The 17,172-nt window shown below is 36.2% G+C and carries 17 protein-coding genes; 6 read left to right on the forward strand and 11 right to left on the reverse strand.

The annotated features are described in order from the left end of the window. Window positions 1-107 precede the first annotated feature (107 nt). From ACYFX0_RS08940 to ACYFX0_RS08955, 4 genes are all read right to left on the reverse strand, one after another. Window positions 108-311, reverse strand: a complete 204-nt coding sequence (locus ACYFX0_RS08940; protein ID WP_086397009.1) for a Phr family secreted Rap phosphatase inhibitor — start codon at window positions 309-311, stop codon at window positions 108-110. After that, window positions 311-1,405 (reverse strand): response regulator aspartate phosphatase, encoded by a 1,095-nt coding sequence (locus ACYFX0_RS08945; protein ID WP_106081497.1) that lies wholly within the window; start codon window positions 1,403-1,405, stop codon window positions 311-313. Before ACYFX0_RS08945 ends, ACYFX0_RS08940 begins: the two co-directional genes overlap by 1 nt. A 256-nt stretch (window positions 1,406-1,661) precedes the next feature. Next, a complete protein-coding gene (locus ACYFX0_RS08950) occupies window positions 1,662-2,639 on the reverse strand; it encodes a ring-cleaving dioxygenase (protein WP_001072581.1) in 978 nt (325 codons plus the stop codon). A gap of 43 nt (window positions 2,640-2,682) precedes the next feature. Next, window positions 2,683-3,627: a ring-cleaving dioxygenase gene (locus ACYFX0_RS08955; protein ID WP_106081498.1), complete on the reverse strand. Its 945-nt coding sequence runs from the start codon at window positions 3,625-3,627 to the stop codon at window positions 2,683-2,685. 491 nt (window positions 3,628-4,118) lie between these two features. Between ACYFX0_RS08955 and ACYFX0_RS08960 the strand changes: the two genes are divergently transcribed. Next, window positions 4,119-4,745, forward strand: a complete 627-nt coding sequence (locus ACYFX0_RS08960; protein ID WP_000433006.1) for a LysE family translocator — start codon at window positions 4,119-4,121, stop codon at window positions 4,743-4,745. Window positions 4,746-5,205: 460 nt separating this feature from the next. Here the strand turns inward: ACYFX0_RS08960 and ACYFX0_RS08965 are convergent, their stop codons facing one another. From ACYFX0_RS08965 to ACYFX0_RS08980, 4 genes are all read right to left on the reverse strand, one after another. Beyond that, window positions 5,206-5,538, reverse strand: a complete 333-nt coding sequence (locus tag ACYFX0_RS08965; RefSeq protein WP_001120954.1) for a DUF1904 family protein — start codon at window positions 5,536-5,538, stop codon at window positions 5,206-5,208. 301 nt (window positions 5,539-5,839) lie between these two features. Next, window positions 5,840-6,784 carry a 3'-5' exoribonuclease YhaM gene (yhaM, locus tag ACYFX0_RS08970; protein WP_000726650.1) on the reverse strand — a complete coding sequence of 315 codons (945 nt, stop codon included), beginning with the start codon at window positions 6,782-6,784 and terminating at the stop codon, window positions 5,840-5,842. A 41-nt stretch (window positions 6,785-6,825) separates the two neighbouring features. Then, on the reverse strand, window positions 6,826-9,750 hold the full coding sequence (locus ACYFX0_RS08975; protein ID WP_106081499.1) for an ATP-binding protein: 2,925 nt from the start codon (window positions 9,748-9,750) through the stop codon (window positions 6,826-6,828). After that, on the reverse strand, window positions 9,747-10,988 hold the full coding sequence (locus tag ACYFX0_RS08980) for a metallophosphoesterase family protein (protein WP_086397003.1): 1,242 nt from the start codon (window positions 10,986-10,988) through the stop codon (window positions 9,747-9,749). The genes ACYFX0_RS08975 and ACYFX0_RS08980 overlap by 4 nt, the downstream gene beginning before the upstream one ends. Before the next feature lie 208 nt (window positions 10,989-11,196). Here ACYFX0_RS08980 and ACYFX0_RS08985 point away from each other — a divergent pair, with 208 nt between their 5' ends. After that, a complete protein-coding gene (locus ACYFX0_RS08985) occupies window positions 11,197-11,382 on the forward strand; it encodes a YhzD family protein (protein ID WP_000539552.1) in 186 nt (61 codons plus the stop codon). 27 nt (window positions 11,383-11,409) lie between these two features. Here ACYFX0_RS08985 and ACYFX0_RS08990 read toward each other — a convergent pair whose 3' ends face one another. Beyond that, the gene (locus tag ACYFX0_RS08990) at window positions 11,410-11,772 is read right to left on the reverse strand and encodes a hypothetical protein (protein ID WP_000582776.1); all 363 of its coding nucleotides are present in this window, start codon (window positions 11,770-11,772) and stop codon (window positions 11,410-11,412) included. A 154-nt stretch (window positions 11,773-11,926) separates the two neighbouring features. On the opposite strand from ACYFX0_RS08990, the gene ACYFX0_RS08995 reads away from it, so the two are divergent. After that, entirely contained in the window at window positions 11,927-12,067 is a 141-nt protein-coding gene (locus ACYFX0_RS08995) for a YflJ family protein (protein WP_000273536.1), read from the forward strand. Between the two features lie 59 nt (window positions 12,068-12,126). Here the strand turns inward: ACYFX0_RS08995 and ACYFX0_RS09000 are convergent, their stop codons facing one another. After that, entirely contained in the window at window positions 12,127-13,113 is a 987-nt protein-coding gene (locus ACYFX0_RS09000) for a choloylglycine hydrolase family protein (RefSeq protein WP_106081500.1), read from the reverse strand. A gap of 150 nt (window positions 13,114-13,263) precedes the next feature. On the opposite strand from ACYFX0_RS09000, the gene ACYFX0_RS09005 reads away from it, so the two are divergent. The 3 genes from ACYFX0_RS09005 to ACYFX0_RS09015 all read left to right on the forward strand — a co-directional run bounded on the left by ACYFX0_RS09005 (window position 13,264) and on the right by ACYFX0_RS09015 (window position 16,594). Continuing rightward, window positions 13,264-14,235, forward strand: coding sequence for a zinc-dependent alcohol dehydrogenase family protein (locus ACYFX0_RS09005; RefSeq protein ID WP_106081501.1), 972 nt, complete (start codon window positions 13,264-13,266; stop codon window positions 14,233-14,235). Window positions 14,236-14,873: 638 nt separating this feature from the next. Further along, window positions 14,874-16,004 carry an RNA-guided endonuclease InsQ/TnpB family protein gene (locus ACYFX0_RS09010; RefSeq protein ID WP_247727764.1) on the forward strand — a complete coding sequence of 377 codons (1,131 nt, stop codon included), beginning with the start codon at window positions 14,874-14,876 and terminating at the stop codon, window positions 16,002-16,004. A 284-nt stretch (window positions 16,005-16,288) separates the two neighbouring features. After that, a complete protein-coding gene (locus ACYFX0_RS09015; protein ID WP_000266264.1) occupies window positions 16,289-16,594 on the forward strand; it encodes a hypothetical protein in 306 nt (101 codons plus the stop codon). Window positions 16,595-16,690: 96 nt separating this feature from the next. Here ACYFX0_RS09015 and ACYFX0_RS09020 read toward each other — a convergent pair whose 3' ends face one another. Continuing rightward, window positions 16,691-16,837, reverse strand: a complete 147-nt coding sequence (locus tag ACYFX0_RS09020) for a hypothetical protein (protein WP_000498641.1) — start codon at window positions 16,835-16,837, stop codon at window positions 16,691-16,693. Window positions 16,838-17,172 lie beyond the last annotated feature (335 nt).

Here is a 17,172-nt window from a genome sequence, read left to right on the forward strand (position 1 = left end):
TTATTCTGTAACTATTATAGTTACACATTTAAAGTAAGTCAATTCTTTTCTCTACATGGCCTGAAAATAGAAAAAGGGACTTCATGTTGAAGTCCCTTTCTTTGTTATTATAGTTGGCTTACTCCGCCGTCGCCTCTATTATCTGCTGGTGCTCCTCCTGTGTCGCCAATGTTAACGTAGTCTGGTCTTGCTGGTGCTCCGCCCGTATCTCCTCGACTAGCGTATTGATTAGATTCAGTCGAGCTGTTTAATCCTATGGCTAAAGCCCCCAAAATTGCTAATCCCGCTATTAATTTGCTAAGTTTTTTCATTATTTCAAAGCTCCCTTTTCTAAATATTTTTTATTCGCTTTATTATTTATATAAAAATATTTACTTGCTTTGATATGATTACCTTCTTCATAAAATTGCATTGCTAATTTTTCACTGTATTCTTTTATACATTCTAACAGATTTTTACTTTCAAAATACAAAATGCTTTCTAATACAATTTTCTCCATTTCATTTGCATTAGAGCCCTTATTCAATTCTTCCAATATCATAAAACGATATTGAAATTCTTTATTTTTTAATTCGTTACATGTTTCAATTCCCATCGCAATATATTTTTGCGCTAACTCAATTTCACCCAATTTCCAATACTCTTCAGCCACTGTAAAAATCGCTTTATAATGTTTAGGTAATTTCTCAGCAACTTCAGAAGCATGACGAATGGCTAAATCAGATAGATTTTGAGTACCATATAACCAACCTAAATTGTTTCTAATCATCAGAACGTACTTTTTATGATTTAATCTTTGGAATACATCTAAAGCAATATTAAAACTTTCTTCAGCTAATTCAAATTGCTTTAATTCCACGCAACATAAACCATATATATTTTCACATAATGCAACATTAATTTGGTACTCAGGATGATTTATAAATTCTTCTTTCGCTTTTTGAATATGGTGAATAGCTTTCACTTCCTGGTATGTATGATAGTAAAATTCACCTAAACGATAATTAAATTCTGCTTTTTCACAAGGATTTTGAATATATTCTAATAATTTTTCTGCCTGTTCAAATTCTTTACTAGCTTCCTCATAATTTTCAACCATTCTAAAATAAAGCGCTTTAAACAAATGATAATAATAAGCTAGCAAACCTTCTTGCGGAACTTCAAAAGGTTCTACTTGATTAAAGTGACCTTCTTTAATGGAAACCCAATCACTCAAAACTTGATACCTAAAATTCAACAACGCATGATAAAGTAATACATCCTGATTCACGTCCAACCCACTAATCTTACTTTCAATCTCCTCTTTCATTTCCGTAGCCTTCTCTATATTTTGCTGCAACATTACACGATACCAATCATCTAAAGAATGTTTCATTTGCTCCCGCGTTAATACATCTGCTCCCATAAACTCGCATCCCCTTTTCTCCAAAATTATAAAATTAGGATTTTTATACAATTATCAAAATTGTATATTACCACTCCTTTTCTATGCATTGAAAAATAATTATTAGAAAATTCTATATTTTAATTAATTATACCAAAGTTTTCCTTTTTAATAACTTGAGAAACAATTGTCAGAAAACTTACTAGGATAAATAAAAAAGCAAGCAGTTCCAGCACTCCGCTAAAACTACTTGCTCTCCTACTTACTATCTCTATTTTTACTCTTTAATAAATTCCTTCGTACTTCTCACTGTATCAATTGGACGAACTAATTTTTCAATTTCTTCACGTTTTGGCTCTAGGAATGGAGGTAAAGATAATTTTTCGCCAAGCGTTTCGTATGGCTCATCTCCCATAAATCCTGGTCCATCTGTTGCGAATTCAAATAAAATTTGTGGTGCAACTCTTGCATATAATGATTCGAAGAAGTGACGGTTTACATATCCAGATGAAGGAAGTCCTACGCTACTGATTCTCTCAATCCATTCTTCTAATACAGCGCGATCTTCTACGCGGAATGCCGCATGGTGCACTGTACCAAAACCTTGTTGTGCTTCAGGAAGAACTGTATTATGTTCTACAATAACAGATGCACCGTTTCCGCCTTTGTTCACTTCAAATAAATAGAATTCCCCTTCTTGCGCAACCTCTTTAAATAATAGAACTTTTTCTAACACTTCTTTGAAGAAGCTAAAGTTTGCAATACGGATAAATACAGGTCCTAAACCAGTGATTGCATATTCTAATGGTACTGGCCCGTTTTGCCACGGTGTACCTGATTCGATTCCTTTATCAAGTTCATCTGAGATTAATTGATATTGTTGGTCATCAAAGTCAACGAAAGAAAGAGTTTTCTTACCAAATTGCTCTTTAATTCCTGTATGTTCTACTTCAAGACGGTCAAAGCGTTTCACCCAATACTCTAATGCTGCATCAGTCGGAACACGGAATGAAGTTTTTGAAATTTCATTTGTACCGTGTACGCCTTTCGGAACACCTGGGAAATCAAAGAATGTCATATCTGTTCCTGCACTCCCTTTATCATCTGCAAAGAATAAATGATACGTTTGAATATCATCTTGGTTTACTGTTTTCTTAACTAAACGCATTCCTAAAACGTGAGTGAAAAACTCATAGTTCTTTTCTGCACTACTTGTAATCGCTGTAACGTGGTGAATTCCTTTTAATTGGTTCATTTTATATTCCTCCAATGTTTTTTAATTTATATTTTCTCTCCTATTACTTCTCTTCAATAGGTGCTAAATTCGCTTCAATCTCTGCACGCTGATCTTCTAAGAACGGTGGTAAATCAAGTTTTTCTCCTAAATGTTCCACATCTCCATCAACTGTAAATCCTGGTCCATCTGTCGCAATTTCAAAAAGGATTCCGTTTGATTCACGGAAATATAAGCTTTTAAAGTAGAAACGGTCGATGATTCCTGAAGACTGGAAGCCTCTTTGTTTCACCTGTTCTTCCCAATAGGCAAGCTCTGCATCGTTTTTCACGCGAATTGCTAAATGGTGAATGCTCCCTCGGCCCGGCTTTTCAGTAGGTCCATCTAAATATTTCACAACGATTTCTCCAAAAGCCTCTCCTTTAATGGATTGAAAAATTGCTTCCTCTTCGCTACGGCTAACCGCTGTATAACCGAACATCTCTGTAAGTGTACTCGACATTTTATCAAGTCTACGAACTGTCATTTCCACAGAACCCATTCCTTGAATTTGATGCTTTGCAGGAACTTCTGATTTCTCCCAAGTTTCCCAGTGCTCTACTTTTTCTCCGTTTGAAACGAGTAGTACTAAGCGAAGACCTTCAGCATCCTCAAATTGTAAAGCAGGACGATTTGCATATGTTGTCATTTCACTATGTTTCACATCAAAATTCTCAAATCGTTCTTTCCAGTAATGTAAGCTTTCCTCTGAAGGAACGAGTAATCCAATTCGAGTAATCGCATTCGTACCGCGATATGTTCTTCCTACTAATGGAATTTCAAAAAATGATAATTCCGTACCTGGACTTCCTGTTTTATCTCCATAAAATAAGTGGTACATTGACGGATCATCTTGATTTACTGTCATTTTCACACGACGTAAGCCAAGCACGTTTTTATAAAAGTGATTATTTTCATTTGCATTTTTCGTAACCATTGAAATGTGATGATGCCCTTTAATTTTATACATTGGTTATTCCTCCGTTTCGTTTTACTAGTCAAGTGATAACTAAAAAAATAATATTTCCCACAACTAATATGGTTTTTAGCTTTTCAATTTATTCTTAATTATGTTTTTGTAAATTCATCTTAGTTTTTACTGTATAAGTTACTTTGTTTTTTAATCGAAAACAACTGAGTGTATGTTTTTCATATGACTCAATCGCTTTCGTTACTATCACTTTACACCTCAAGTGATAGTAAAGCAAGTGAAAAATCTCGAATTCAAGATTTTTTTGTTAAATAACATTTAGGGTGTAAAATCTGATTATTTACGTAATTGACATTCTATTAAAACGCTCATTTACAGAAGAACATTATTCAAGTGAAGCCCTCTATAATTCAATTACAACTCCTTGAAAGTTTATGATACTATCCTGATCACACTTTTTATATTTAATGTTTTAAGGAAAAAAGCTATACTATAAGCGAAACTAAAAATCAGAAAGGAAATACCAGAACATGGAAAATTATATGCTATTTATCCTTACAGCACTCCTTATTATAATGATGCCTGGTCCCGGTTTTGCTTTAGTTACAAAAAACACTATCTCTCATGGTAGAAATGGTGGGATAAAGACCGTCTTAGGAACGGTATCTGGAATGATGATTCATACAATAATGGCTACACTAGGACTCTCTGCTATCTTAATGAAATTTGCTATGCTATTTACATTAATAAAATATGCTGGGGCATTTTATTTAATTTATTTAGCTGTAAAGTCAATTAAAAGTGCCTTTTCTAAAAAAGAAGATATGTCAGGTTCAGTGGAAATAAACTCTAAGGATATTGGAACGGTTAAAAGTTTTAGACAAGGATTTACCACGGCAATCTTAAACCCAAAAACGGCTGTATTTTTCCTTAGTTTTCTACCCCAATTTATTGTGAGTAATCAAAGTCATTTCTTCCAATTTCTTTTGTTGGGATTCACATTTACGACTTTGACAGCAATATGGTATTTACTTTATATCTCTCTAATACGTCAATTAAGAACTTTTTTAAGAAAAGAAAAGGTGAACCGTACAATAGAGGGTATTACTGGCACAGTATTATTAGTATTTGGAGTTAGGCTATTTTTCCAAAAATAAATATGTAATAGAGAGAGTTTAAAACTTTCGGTTTTTCCAATAAATGAATCAATATAAAAAGTATGGCTTTCAAACAGTAAAAAAGTGAACAAACGGGTGTATTTGTGGAATAAGCTTCAATAAAATAACCAAACTTTTTATAAAGAAGTGAATCGATTATATTAAAATTGATATAAAGGCGTTATCCTTTCCTATGATTTCTCAGAAAGAATAACGCCTTTTTCTTTTTAGAGGGTATTTTGTCTAGTTAGCTTGATAGTGATGTGGTTCTATCCCTTATAAAGTGAAACTTTAATCAGTGGGGGTTTTGTTCATCCCCCACTGATTATTAGTTGAACCAATCGGGCTTTTACGGACAGTTGATCCCCCACCTAACTTCTTTGCTTCCGCTGAATTTTGAGGTGGGGGTCTTACTGCCCGTTAATGCGGGATAAATGTTACAAAAACATTTATAATAGCTCTAACTTGCACAATGCTTCCCGTTAATATAATACGCTGATTCTGTGAAAACCGTAAATACAACCTCTACTTCTGGAAGTCCAAAATCCATTACATATGTAGTAATGGCCTTGGCAAATCGATCACGAATTTCCTGTCCACGCTCGAACCATTTCACTTCAATAAGAGGAAACGCTTCTATTTCTTCTCCATTGAATACAAACGTAGAACTTGGTAGTTCCAACGTAAAATTATCCGTACCACACTCACAAATCTCTGCGAGCTCTTCTACTAATGGCTTGCTTATGTGTTTTAATTGTTCAGTAGTAATTCCACGAAACACAACATGCGGCATGTGAATCCCTCCTTTAGATAGTTTTATATTTGCTCACATCATAGCACAATTCTCCCACCTTTTAACAAAAATAGATGCTAAACAAGTTTCAACTCTTATTTTTAGGCCTGTTATACAGGCTGAAGCGATTCTAAGTATCTGCCATATTAAAGTTGATATGCTCCCATTCTAGTGGTGAGATATGTTTTAATCGTTCTTCGTTAACCCCATGCGTACTTCTTAACTATTTCATTTAATTTTTAATAAAGAAAACAGCCTCACTAAGCTTTTAAAACTTAATGAGGCCACTTTATTCACACTTTTAATTATGGAACGTCGGTTTATAGAACGAACGATTATCAAGCGCAAAGACACGCTCTGTGTATTCGCCTGGTTTTGTGCGTCCTAATGCGCGGTCCATCATGTTCATTTTTGCATCTAAGTTATCGATGTAGTGCAGAATTTCTGCTTCTTTTACTAATGGTGGTTTTGGGCTACCCCATTCTGCTTTTCCGTGGTGAGAAAGGACGATGTGTTGAAGAATTAATACTTCTTCTGCATCGATGTTCAGCTCATCTGCTGCTTTACCAATTTCGTTCACCATGATAGAAATGTGGCCTAGTAAATTTCCTTCTAACGTATACGTTGTAGAAATTGGACCAGATAGTTCAATTACTTTACCAAGGTCATGTAAAATAACGCCTGCATATAGTAAGTCTTTATCTAATGATGGGTATAGATTTGAAATAGCTTTCGCTAAATCTAGCATTGATACAACGTGATAAGCTAGTCCAGATACGAACTCATGATGATTCTTTGTCGCTGCTGGATATTCTAAAAATTCGTTTTGATGCTTATTTAATAAATGTCTTGTTAGACGCTGAATGTTCGGGTTTCTCATTTCAAATATGTATTGCGTAATTTTCTCAACCATATCTTCTTTTTTCACTGGTGCTTTTTCTACGAAATCCGAGATATCTGTTACTTCATTTTCATTCGCAACACGGATTTGTTTCACACGTAATTGAATACGTCCTTTGTAGTTTAAAATATCACCAGCTACTTTAACGATTGTTTCTGCTACATATTGTTTCTCAACTTCTGGTGATACGTCCCATAGCTTCGCTTCAATATCTCCACTTGGATCTTGTAAGATTACTGTTAAAAATGGCTTTCCATTACTTGCTAGACCTTTTGTCGCTGTTTTAATTAACAAGAAAACATCGACTTGTTCACCAACTTCATATTCTGCAATTTTCTTTTTCATTCGAATTCCTCCACCAAATCAGTTACTTTTAGTATAGCATATTACAACTCATTTTCTTTACGCTTATGTGTTAATTTTATAATCTGTTTTTCTGTAAAATACGCGAGTAAATGCGCATGACATGTAAAGAAGATTACTTGTCTATCTTTCGCGATTTCCTTTATTAGTTCAATCGTTCGATCCGTCCTTACCGCATCAAAGTGCACGAAACTATCATCAATAATAAATGGATAATCATGTTCAAATGTTTTCGCAAGTGCAAATCTCAGCGATAAATATAACTGCTCCGCTGTCGCTTGGCTTAGTTCATGACTGTAAAAACGTATACCGTCGTTACGTTCAACAACGAACGGTTCCGCCTCTGACGGTGAAAAGATTTTACTATATCGTCCGCCTGTTAAATAGACGAAATACTCTTCTGATTTTTGTAAAATACGAGGAAGATGTACTTCATGATAATATTGCTTCGTTTTCGTTAATACTGTCTTTGCGGCCGCATAAGCAGCCCACTTCTTCACTTGTTCACGCACTTGCGCTTTTTTCATTTCCCATTCATGCATTAAATCACCGTACGTACTACCTTCTTCTAAATTCGCAATTCCCATACGATGTTTCGCAATACGCTCTGTCAGTTCTTTCTCTTGCGCCAGACAGTTTTGCACGACTGTAATTTCTCTCTTTAATTTCTCTTCATAACCGTCAGCTTCGTAATGTTCAGCTAATGATAAACTCTTTAAACGCTGTTCTAACAGATCAATTTGCGGTAATAAACGCCCCACTTGTTTCTCTGCATCTTCACGTTTTTCCGCTAGTTTACCTGCTTCTAAAAACATCTCTTCATCTGCAGCCTCTGCAATATGCCATAAACTGTCTCGTTCTACTAGTAATTGCTTTAATTGCTCTTGCATGAACTCATATTCTTCTTGCCATTCCGCCAGTTTCTCTTTCAGCTGCTTACAAGTTTGTCTCTTCTCTTTCTCATTTTGCATAAGCCTTTGCGCCTCATACAACTTACTATACTCCGCACTACCGATAACAGTTTCTAGTTTCTGTTCAAAATGCGAAATTATTTCATATAATGAAGATTTTCGCGTGCCTTGCTTATCTAATGCACGATATAATTGCTGCATTTTTTCAATACGCTCAAACGCTGGCAATATGTGTGCATACGTATAAAATTCTGGGAACATATAGCGCGTTTTATATGCATCTACTTGTTCTCCCGCTTGGAACGTTTCTCTCTCCCATTCCTCATACGATGAAACGACTTTATCATAAGCTCGCTCCATTTGCTGTAATTTATAAGACTCACGCTCAAATAGCTTCCGAATCTCTTCATCTTTTTCTAACTCATAGCGCACAGACAGCGCTTCTTCACTTTGTCTCCCGCCAGCACTTTGCTGAAGAGTAAGAAGCTCTTCTTGTAATCCACTTGACGGATCTTTATATAAAACAAGGGCAAGAACAATCCCTACAAAAACAATAACACTAATAAATAAGAGCGGGCGGTTATCTATAAATAAGCTTGTGAATAAAACAAGCGTGTTAATAAGAAGTAACAGAAGACAAACTCTTTGCCACTGCTTTTTCTTTTGCATAGCCGCTCCTGCTTTTTCCTCATACTTACGCTTCATTCTCTCTGCACCCATACCGATAAACGCCGCGTCTTGGAACGATTTCTCTTTCTCAACTAACGTATCTCGCTCTTCATCAACTAACATTTGTTTCTGAATCTGTCTTATATTTTCTTCTTGTTCTTCTAATTGCTCTTGCGCTACTTTAAAACGATCATCAAGCTGTGCTTTTTGCGTTTCTAATTCACGCGCTTTTTGTACGGTTTGCGTAATTAATTCCTTCGTCGCCAAACTCATGTCAAACGCAAGAACCGCTTCCTTTTCAAAAGTAGCACCAATTTGCTGTTCTAGTTCTGCAATTTCTTCTTTTATATTCGTAATACTTCCTGTCATATCACGCATTTCTTGGCACGCATTTTCATAAGACAAATGCTGCATACGAAGTTCTTCTACATAACTTTCTTTTTGTAAAAACTCTTCATCTATTTGAATCGAGGCAATTTCCGATTGCACCGTCTCTATTTTTTTGTGGAGCGAGTCAACTTGTAATTGGAGCGGCTCCATCTTCGCCTTAATTGCTTCATAGCGCGCCGTTCCGTTTACAGGAAATTGTCCGCTCTCATTTTCTAACACTTTCTCATGCGCACGCTTTTCAATAACGAGTGGCTCAAGCGCTGCTAATATTTCATAATCTTGCTTTCGCTTTTCTGCATTCTCTTTCTCCATACGAACAGAAGCAAGTTTCTCTTCACTTTCTTTTAATTGCTCGACTTGTTTTTCATACGTGCCAATTTTCCCTTGCCACTCTTTCATCTTCTCTTCAAGTTTCTTCATCTCTTGCAGTGACACGTTAATTTCCGGTTTACGCCCACTCGGTTTAAAGCGTTGATCCATTTCTTTTTCTAGCTTTTTATCTAACTGTAATAGCGCATCGCTTCCGACTGCACTTGCTGAAAATAAATAATTGCCAATATCTGCTTCGCCGAGCTGATGAATATTTTGAAGACCATGCATATCAAATGAAAAGACCGATTCAAATAAACTTTCATTCATCCCGCTTAATATATCGTTTAAAATTTCCTCGCCGCCCGTTTTCCCGTCTTCAAAATAAACGGTCACCTCGCCAGCTGCCGTCTTTGGCAATCGTTCAATTTTCAAACGGCCGTACTGCTCTGTTTGTACAGTCATCGCACCGCCATACTTCCCGCCTTCTTTCGGCTCATAACGGCGCTGTCCTCTCGTCGGAAAACCGAACAGAATACTTTTCATAAACGAGCGAATTGTCGATTTCCCCGCTTCATTTTCACCGTATAGCACCGTCAGCAAGGAAAGATCCATTTCCACATTTTCTAATTTTCCGTACCCATAAATATGGAGTTTTTCAATTCTCATTTTTTATCCCTCTCTTGCTGGAATAATTGCTCTAAAATAATATTTTCTGCTTCCTTTTGAATCTCTTTCTTCTCGTCTTCTGTAAAAGATTCAATACTATTACGCGCTACAGGAGATGTCCAAATGGTGCGCAACACGCCGTCCATATTTGTGAAAGCTTCTAGCTCCTTTAGCACACTACCGACGAAATGATTTTCCGCTTTCAAACGTTCGATTTCCGCAAAAGAAACCGTCTCATTTTTCCACTTCATTGCATATACGAAATCTTTTCGCTCTTCGCCAGATGCTAAAATGTGAAAAATCTCTTCCACACGCTTTTCGTCACGCAAATAAGGAGAAAGTGGGCCCTGCCCTATGAATACGACAGTTAAAAGCGTCCCTTCCTCTTCTCTTCGGCAATCATTCATCGCAGTTGACATGCTCGTCATAAGTTCATCAACAGTTTCAAGTCCATCAATACAAACCTCGATCTCATCCCATACAACATCTGCCGTATGGAAAAATGAACAGTGCGTTCCTTGTTTCGTAAGTTCAATAAGGTACGCACCCTTCTCGCCTGTTTCCTTACGATGACGACCTTGTATGTTCCCTGGATAAATAATATACGGCTCTTCTGATAAAATTTCACGTTTATGTATATGGCCAAGAGCCCAATAATCAAACTGTTTTTCTTTCAATTCACGAATTTGAAACGGTGCATAGCGATTATGCTCTGCATCTCCTTCCACACTTCCGTGAAGCATGCCAATATGAAAAGGCGCATCACTCATTTTCGTATACTGCGCTGTCATATTATCCGTTACCGCTTGCTGCAAATAACTAAACCCATAAATAGAAGCTAATAGCTCACCATTTTTATAAAATGATTTCTCTTCTACATAAGGATCGGTAAACACATGAACATTTTCCGGAAACTCAATTGCTGCCCAGCTTCCCCCTAAATGATCATGGTTACCGTGAATAATAAAAACAGGGATATCGTACTGCGAAAGTCTCTTCATTTGCTCACGCACAAACACTTGCGCCCTCAAACTTCTCGTCTCCGCATCATACAAATCCCCAGCTAGTAATACGAAATCAACGCGCTCTTGAATCGCTTTATCAACAATACGCTCAAATGATTCAAACGTACTTTGCTTCATTCTCTCCCAAACAGACTGCGCCACATTCATCTCCATCCCTTTAAACGGACTATCCAAATGCAAATCAGCCGCATGTATAAACTTTACTTGTTTCACAAATAACGATCCTTTCTATCTTTCAAAAGTTTCATTTTATTAAAATTAACATCGCTGAAAACTAATAATCATCGAGAATAAAAATATTCTCGATGATTAAAGTTTCATTCTATTTTACCACGCAATGTCATATATTTCTTTGCATATTGTAGCATTTTATGTCAAAATAATTATAAGATTCTGATTTTAATTATTGGAGGGAATTTTCATGGGAGTATACGTTCTAACAGTCTTTGAAAAAGATGGTTCAAAAGCATTAGACGAATCATTCGAGGCGGCAACTGAAAAAGAAGCAAAAGCAAAAGGTGAATCTATCTTACAAGAAAAAGGATTGTATGAAAAAACACATCGCTGTACATCTACTGCAGGTAAGCTCGTTTTATTCCAGCGCTAAAAAAAAGAAGCGTCATCCGCTTCTTTTTCACTCTACTATATCTTCGTCACACCACGTAAACACCACATCTAGAATGCGATTACCGATACGTACGCGTTTATTCCATTTACCTGTTTGGATCTGATGTTGCAATTCAGCTTTCATCTTTTCCGTCCAGTCGTGAATCGTTTCACTACCGTCGTACGGATATACGCCTGGAAACTCTTCCTGCAGTAGATGCAAGCTCTCTGCATCAAAATGAAAATGGAAGAAGTAGTTTGCTGTAAGCGATGGTTCTTGCAATCGTAAAAAATGATCATCAATTTGCTTTCTATTTCTATAGAAAGTAAAGATATTCACTTTACCGCTCGTAATTTGGTCAATTTGAATTTCGTGCTTCTCTATAATCACGTCTTGCCCACCTCGTTGTATACTATCTTTAGTATATATGTCTTTTGCAACAAAGTTAACCATTTTCGTGCGAAATTCATTTCCTTCATTATAATTCCTGTTCCTCCAAGTATAATCAGGACAAATAAAAACAAAGTTGAAGGGGAGCGATCACATGTATTTCGGAAGCAAAGGTTGGTATGTAAAAGAACTTAAAAAATTAGGTATTCGTACTTATGAAGGTAAAAAACTAGAATCTTATCGTACGCATGTGTTATCTAGTTTACTTGAGAGAATGAAGAAGGCTTCGGCTTAATAGAAAAACACCTCCCGAATTCGCATACTAAGTATGCAAATTCAATGGAGGTGTTTTTATCAGTTTTCATAAAAGATTTTTTGCTTCCGCTGGAACGGATACGTTTTAATCTCAGCTGTATCTAAATTTTCATTGAATAAATGAATGGCTATAATTTGTCTACAATCGTAAGTATGGTAATAATATGTTCCAGACTCCATACACATTGCACTTGTATAGATAGTATTATCTAATATACCGTCTTCTGTTATTACTGCCCCCTTAGGAACCTCACAATTTGATAAGATATGAAAAATAGCCGATATCCCCTCTTCTTCGTTCTCTATACCTTGAATGTTTTGTTTGCCATATGCTGCCCGCACGAATCTTGATGGCGGGGTGAAATCTCCAGGAAGTCCCATCGATCCGGAACCTTGGCCAAAAGCACTTAATAGTACGTCTCCCCACTCGGTTGGTGCAAATGGCTGCGATTTAAGTCCAATATATTGTCTTAAATTTTGTAAATGCCAATTAAACTCCGGGCTATTAGTCATCACTCCTATTGGATTGTCATACATTTTTATTCCATCAGTTGTCGGCTCAAGTACAATACACTCTCCCCATTTATCTGCTAAAATCCAATGTAGTGGCGGAGTAATCCCTAAAACTGGTAATGGTACATCTATAAGGGAAATGTTATCAACAGATTTTTTTAACTCTTCAACAGAATTAAACTGCGTCAAGCTCCAAGCCACAAAATCAAATGGTGCTAAATTCGTTTTATGGTCATCTATGCTGTTACTATAAGTAGCGAATCCCGGGAAATAGAGAGTGGCACATGTCATACCAGCTTCATTTACTCCGTCCGCCATAATGACCCTTCCTTCATGATTAATTCCCATTCCGACAACAGCCTTTTTCGCTCGGATCGTTTCACCAGTTATATTGTTCCACTGATAACGCCGAGGAATGATTATTACTTCCTGATTCATATCTAATGTGAAATCCATTGTTCTCGCAAAAAGATGCTGGAAATTTTTTGTTTGTAACGTCAAACTAGTACACATGAAGAAATCCCCCCATTTTATAGTTATATACACATTTTATAAAATTCTGATAAATACGTAAATTAAAAAACCTATTTATCACTAACAAAATAACCACCCAAACCAAAAATGCTATAATAAAACCCAATCAAACTAAGGGGGCAAATTACTTTGCTTGGAACATGCATTCAATTTCATAAGTTTGGCAATCCAAAAGACGTATTACAAGTTGAATATAAAAATATAGAACCACTGAAAGATAATGAAGTTTTCGTTCGTATGCTAGTTAGACCGATTAATCCATCTGACTTAATTCCCATCACTGGAGCATACGCACATAGAATCCCTTTGCCTAACATACCTGGTTATGAAGGTGTTGGTATTGTAGAAGATGTTGGCGCAGGCGTTACTCGAGACCTTATCGGTAAACGTGTGTTACCTTTACGCGGGGAAGGTACTTGGCAAGAGTATGTGAAGACGTCAGCTGATTTTGTAGTCCCTATTCCTGATTCCATTGATGATTTTACAGCGGCACAAATGTATATTAATCCTCTTACGGCGTGGGTTACTTGTACAGAAACGCTAAACTTAAAACGAAATGAAGTTTTATTAGTAAATGCTTGCGGATCCGCTATTGGCCATCTATTTGCACAGTTATCTCAAATTTTAAACTTCCGATTAATTGCGGTGACAAGAAATAGTAAACATACAGAGGAATTACTTCAACTTGGCGCTCATCATGTAATAGATACTTCCACTACCCCGCTTTATGAAACAGTTATGACATTAACAAACGGGCTCGGTGCGGTTGCTGCAATTGATTCCATCGGAGGACCGGATGGAAATGAATTAGCTTTCTCCTTACGTCCAAACGGGCATTTTTTAACGATCGGTCTTCTATCAGGAATACAAGTGAACTGGGCCGAGATTGCCACGAAAGCAAAAGTACACGCAAACATATTTCATTTACGACATTGGAATAATGAAGTGTCACCATATAAATGGCAAGAAACGTTTCGTCACTTAATTCGTTTAGTAGAAAATAAGCAATTACGTTTTATGAAAGTACATTCTACATATGACTTAGCGGATGTGAAAACAGCAGTTGATGTTGTGCAGTCCGCTGAGAAAACGAAAGGGTAACTAACTGTTACGATTTATTTAACCAATTATAACGAAAGTTAATTAAATATATCAGTAAGCCCTGCTAGTCAAGTGATTGGCTAGTAGTGAGGGTTAACTGCGGGCAATCCCTAAAGCTGATTGAACTACAACGTGGCTAGAAATAGTGAGCGTGAATGTCGCGAAAGCAGAAAAAATCAATCAGATCGTGCAAGGTTAAATCCTAAACACTAGAACAATGGGTCTTCCGCCTCGAATCATCTAAGTCAAAATGGATAAGATGAACGTTCAACGACTATCTCGTATAACTGACGAGAGTACATCACAAGCCTATGGTGGTGGAAAAATCCTCTATCTCTAAGTAGATAAACATATAGTCTGCGCTCATGTGAAAACATGAGAAGTTCATAAGAGAACTGGCTAAGGAATTGCGCCCTTAGTTGAACAAGATAAATTTTATTGAATCTATCAAACTTTATTGATTTTATCGAACGTACGTGCTATGTTTGGTTCGATGAGGTGAGAATAATAATGAAATTTTCACGAGTTAGTCAAGTATCGGAATTAACAGGTTTGCATCCGAGTGGTCTCAGGAGAATGCTGGTGGAACACGCTACGATTCAGAAGAACAAATCTTTCATTAAAGGAGTTACATTCTGATGATATTGGCGAAGAAAGTTAGACTGATTCCAACGCCTGAACAAGAAAAAGTGCTTAGAAACCATGCTGGAGCTGCAAGATTCGCTTATAACTATTGTAAAAGAATGAGTGATAGATACTATAAGCTATTTGGAAAATCTGTTTCACAGTTAGCTTTACAGAAACGATTTACAAAGATCAAGAAGCAAAAGAGATATGAGTGGTTAAAAGACATTAATGCACAAGTGCCCAAACAGGCTTCAAGAGATTTTGATGCGGCGAGAAAAAATTCGTTCAAAAAGTACAAAAATGGTTCTCACACTTCTTATAAATCCAAAAAAGATGTAATCCAAGGATTTTATGCTAATTATGAAAGACTGATTATAGGAAAGAAAGTAGTTCATATTCAGTCTATTGGAGAAGTGAAAACAAGCCAACAACTACCAAGGAATAAAAAAACATCCAATCCAAGAGTTACATTTGATGGTCGTCACTGGTGGATTAGTGTGGGGTTCCAAGAAGACTTTGAATTACAAGAACTAACGAATGAGTCGATTGGTGTGGATGTTGGTTTAAAAGAGCTTTTTGTAGCTTCTAATGGTATGAAAGAACGAAATATAAACAAAGATGCCAAGGCTAAAAAACTTTTGAAAAGGAAAAAGTCAGCACAAAGAGATATGTCTAGGAGATTTAAAAAAGGTGCAAAAATTCAATCTGCCGGATATGAAAAAGCGAAAGCTGAGCACCTGCGATTATCTAGGAAAATTACAAATATCCGAACTAACCATATCCATCAAGCAACAGCTAAATTGGTGAAAACCAAACCAATGAGGATTGTTGTGGAAGACTTATCTATCTCAAACCTGTTAAAAAACAAAAAACTATCGAAATCATTTTCATTTCAAAAATTAAACTTCTTCTTTCAATGTTTATCATACAAGTGCGAGAAGTATGGCATTGCGTATGTAAAAGCTGATAAATGGTTCGCTTCAAGCAAGATTTGTTCATGTTGCGGCGTAAAATACGACCATTCAGTTCAACCAGAAGGACAGTGGAGTTTAAAAATACGTGAGTGGTGTTGTGTTTCATGCAATAGCTATCACGATAGGGATGTAAATGCTGCGATAAATTTATCAAGATGGGTAAAATAAATGCTTGATAATAGGAGGTAACGATACTGCCTCGTGTGGAGTGTTATACCCCTCGTCCCTTTGGGGCTGCGAGAACACTTTGAAGCACTAACTTGTGTAAATTTGATTGAATTGTATAGATTTAGTTAAGTTTATCGTATCGGAAAGTGTTTTTGACGAGTTATTAAATGCAAAAGAAGAAGTCTTTTGCATTTACCTTTTAAATAGACTAGATAGTACATTTAGCAGTCTATAATTGTAATTTTTTGGTACAATTATATTGAAAGGTGAAAGGAGCTTCTAACATGTGGTTAATTTCGGAAATTTGGCCTGTTATACTAGTCGGGGGGATTGTAGTATTTGTAATAAAAAGACTGGAACATAAATATAAGCATGGCAAATTGGGTAAGAAAAAATCAAAAGAGGCTCAACTGTTATTAGATAGTTTCATACCTATAGGAATGCTTTTTGGCTGTATAATCGGTTTGATTTTCGGCATGTTTTTCCCAGATTTCTCACTGCTTTCCATTAGTTTAGGATCCGGAATAGGCTATTTATTTGGTTTTTTTGCCTATGAAATTTATAGCAAGACAGGAAACAATTTTTGTTAATCCAAAAGGAATAAGCGGGACAGTACATAGTAATCATATAAAATATGTAACTGTCCTTTATTTTTGCATCAATGTTATCAATTTTTCTTCCACATCCTATACGCCTTTTTTATTGATTTTTCTCCCCTCTTTCTTTCGCATATTCGCTTTTTTGTTTTTCTCGGCTCTATACCCAAAGTAAAGTATCGCACATGTAGTAATAGAACCTACAATGTATCCTAAAAAGCCTCCTAACCAAAACATAATATAAATTGCCCCCAATCCATTATAAATTTTATGTAACAGACATCTGTAAAACGTTCTCGGTACCTCCGTTTTTTATTACAGATTGGAAAATCCCCTTAACCATTCCATCTATGAACACTCTGTCTTCTCTATTTTGATTATTATCTATAAAGTTATTTATACCACTAATTCTTCCATTATCTCAAATAACAATTTTATTATAAAATTCGCACTTACGTTACATATATGTAGCATTACTGTTTCTTTTTCATTTAGCCCTTAAAACTGTTCTATAATTTGAACGAGTTCGCTCTTTTGTACGAAATACCATTTATGCTACTGGCACTTCTATT

It is taken from the genome of Bacillus sp. NEAU-Y102 (assembly GCF_054788175.1).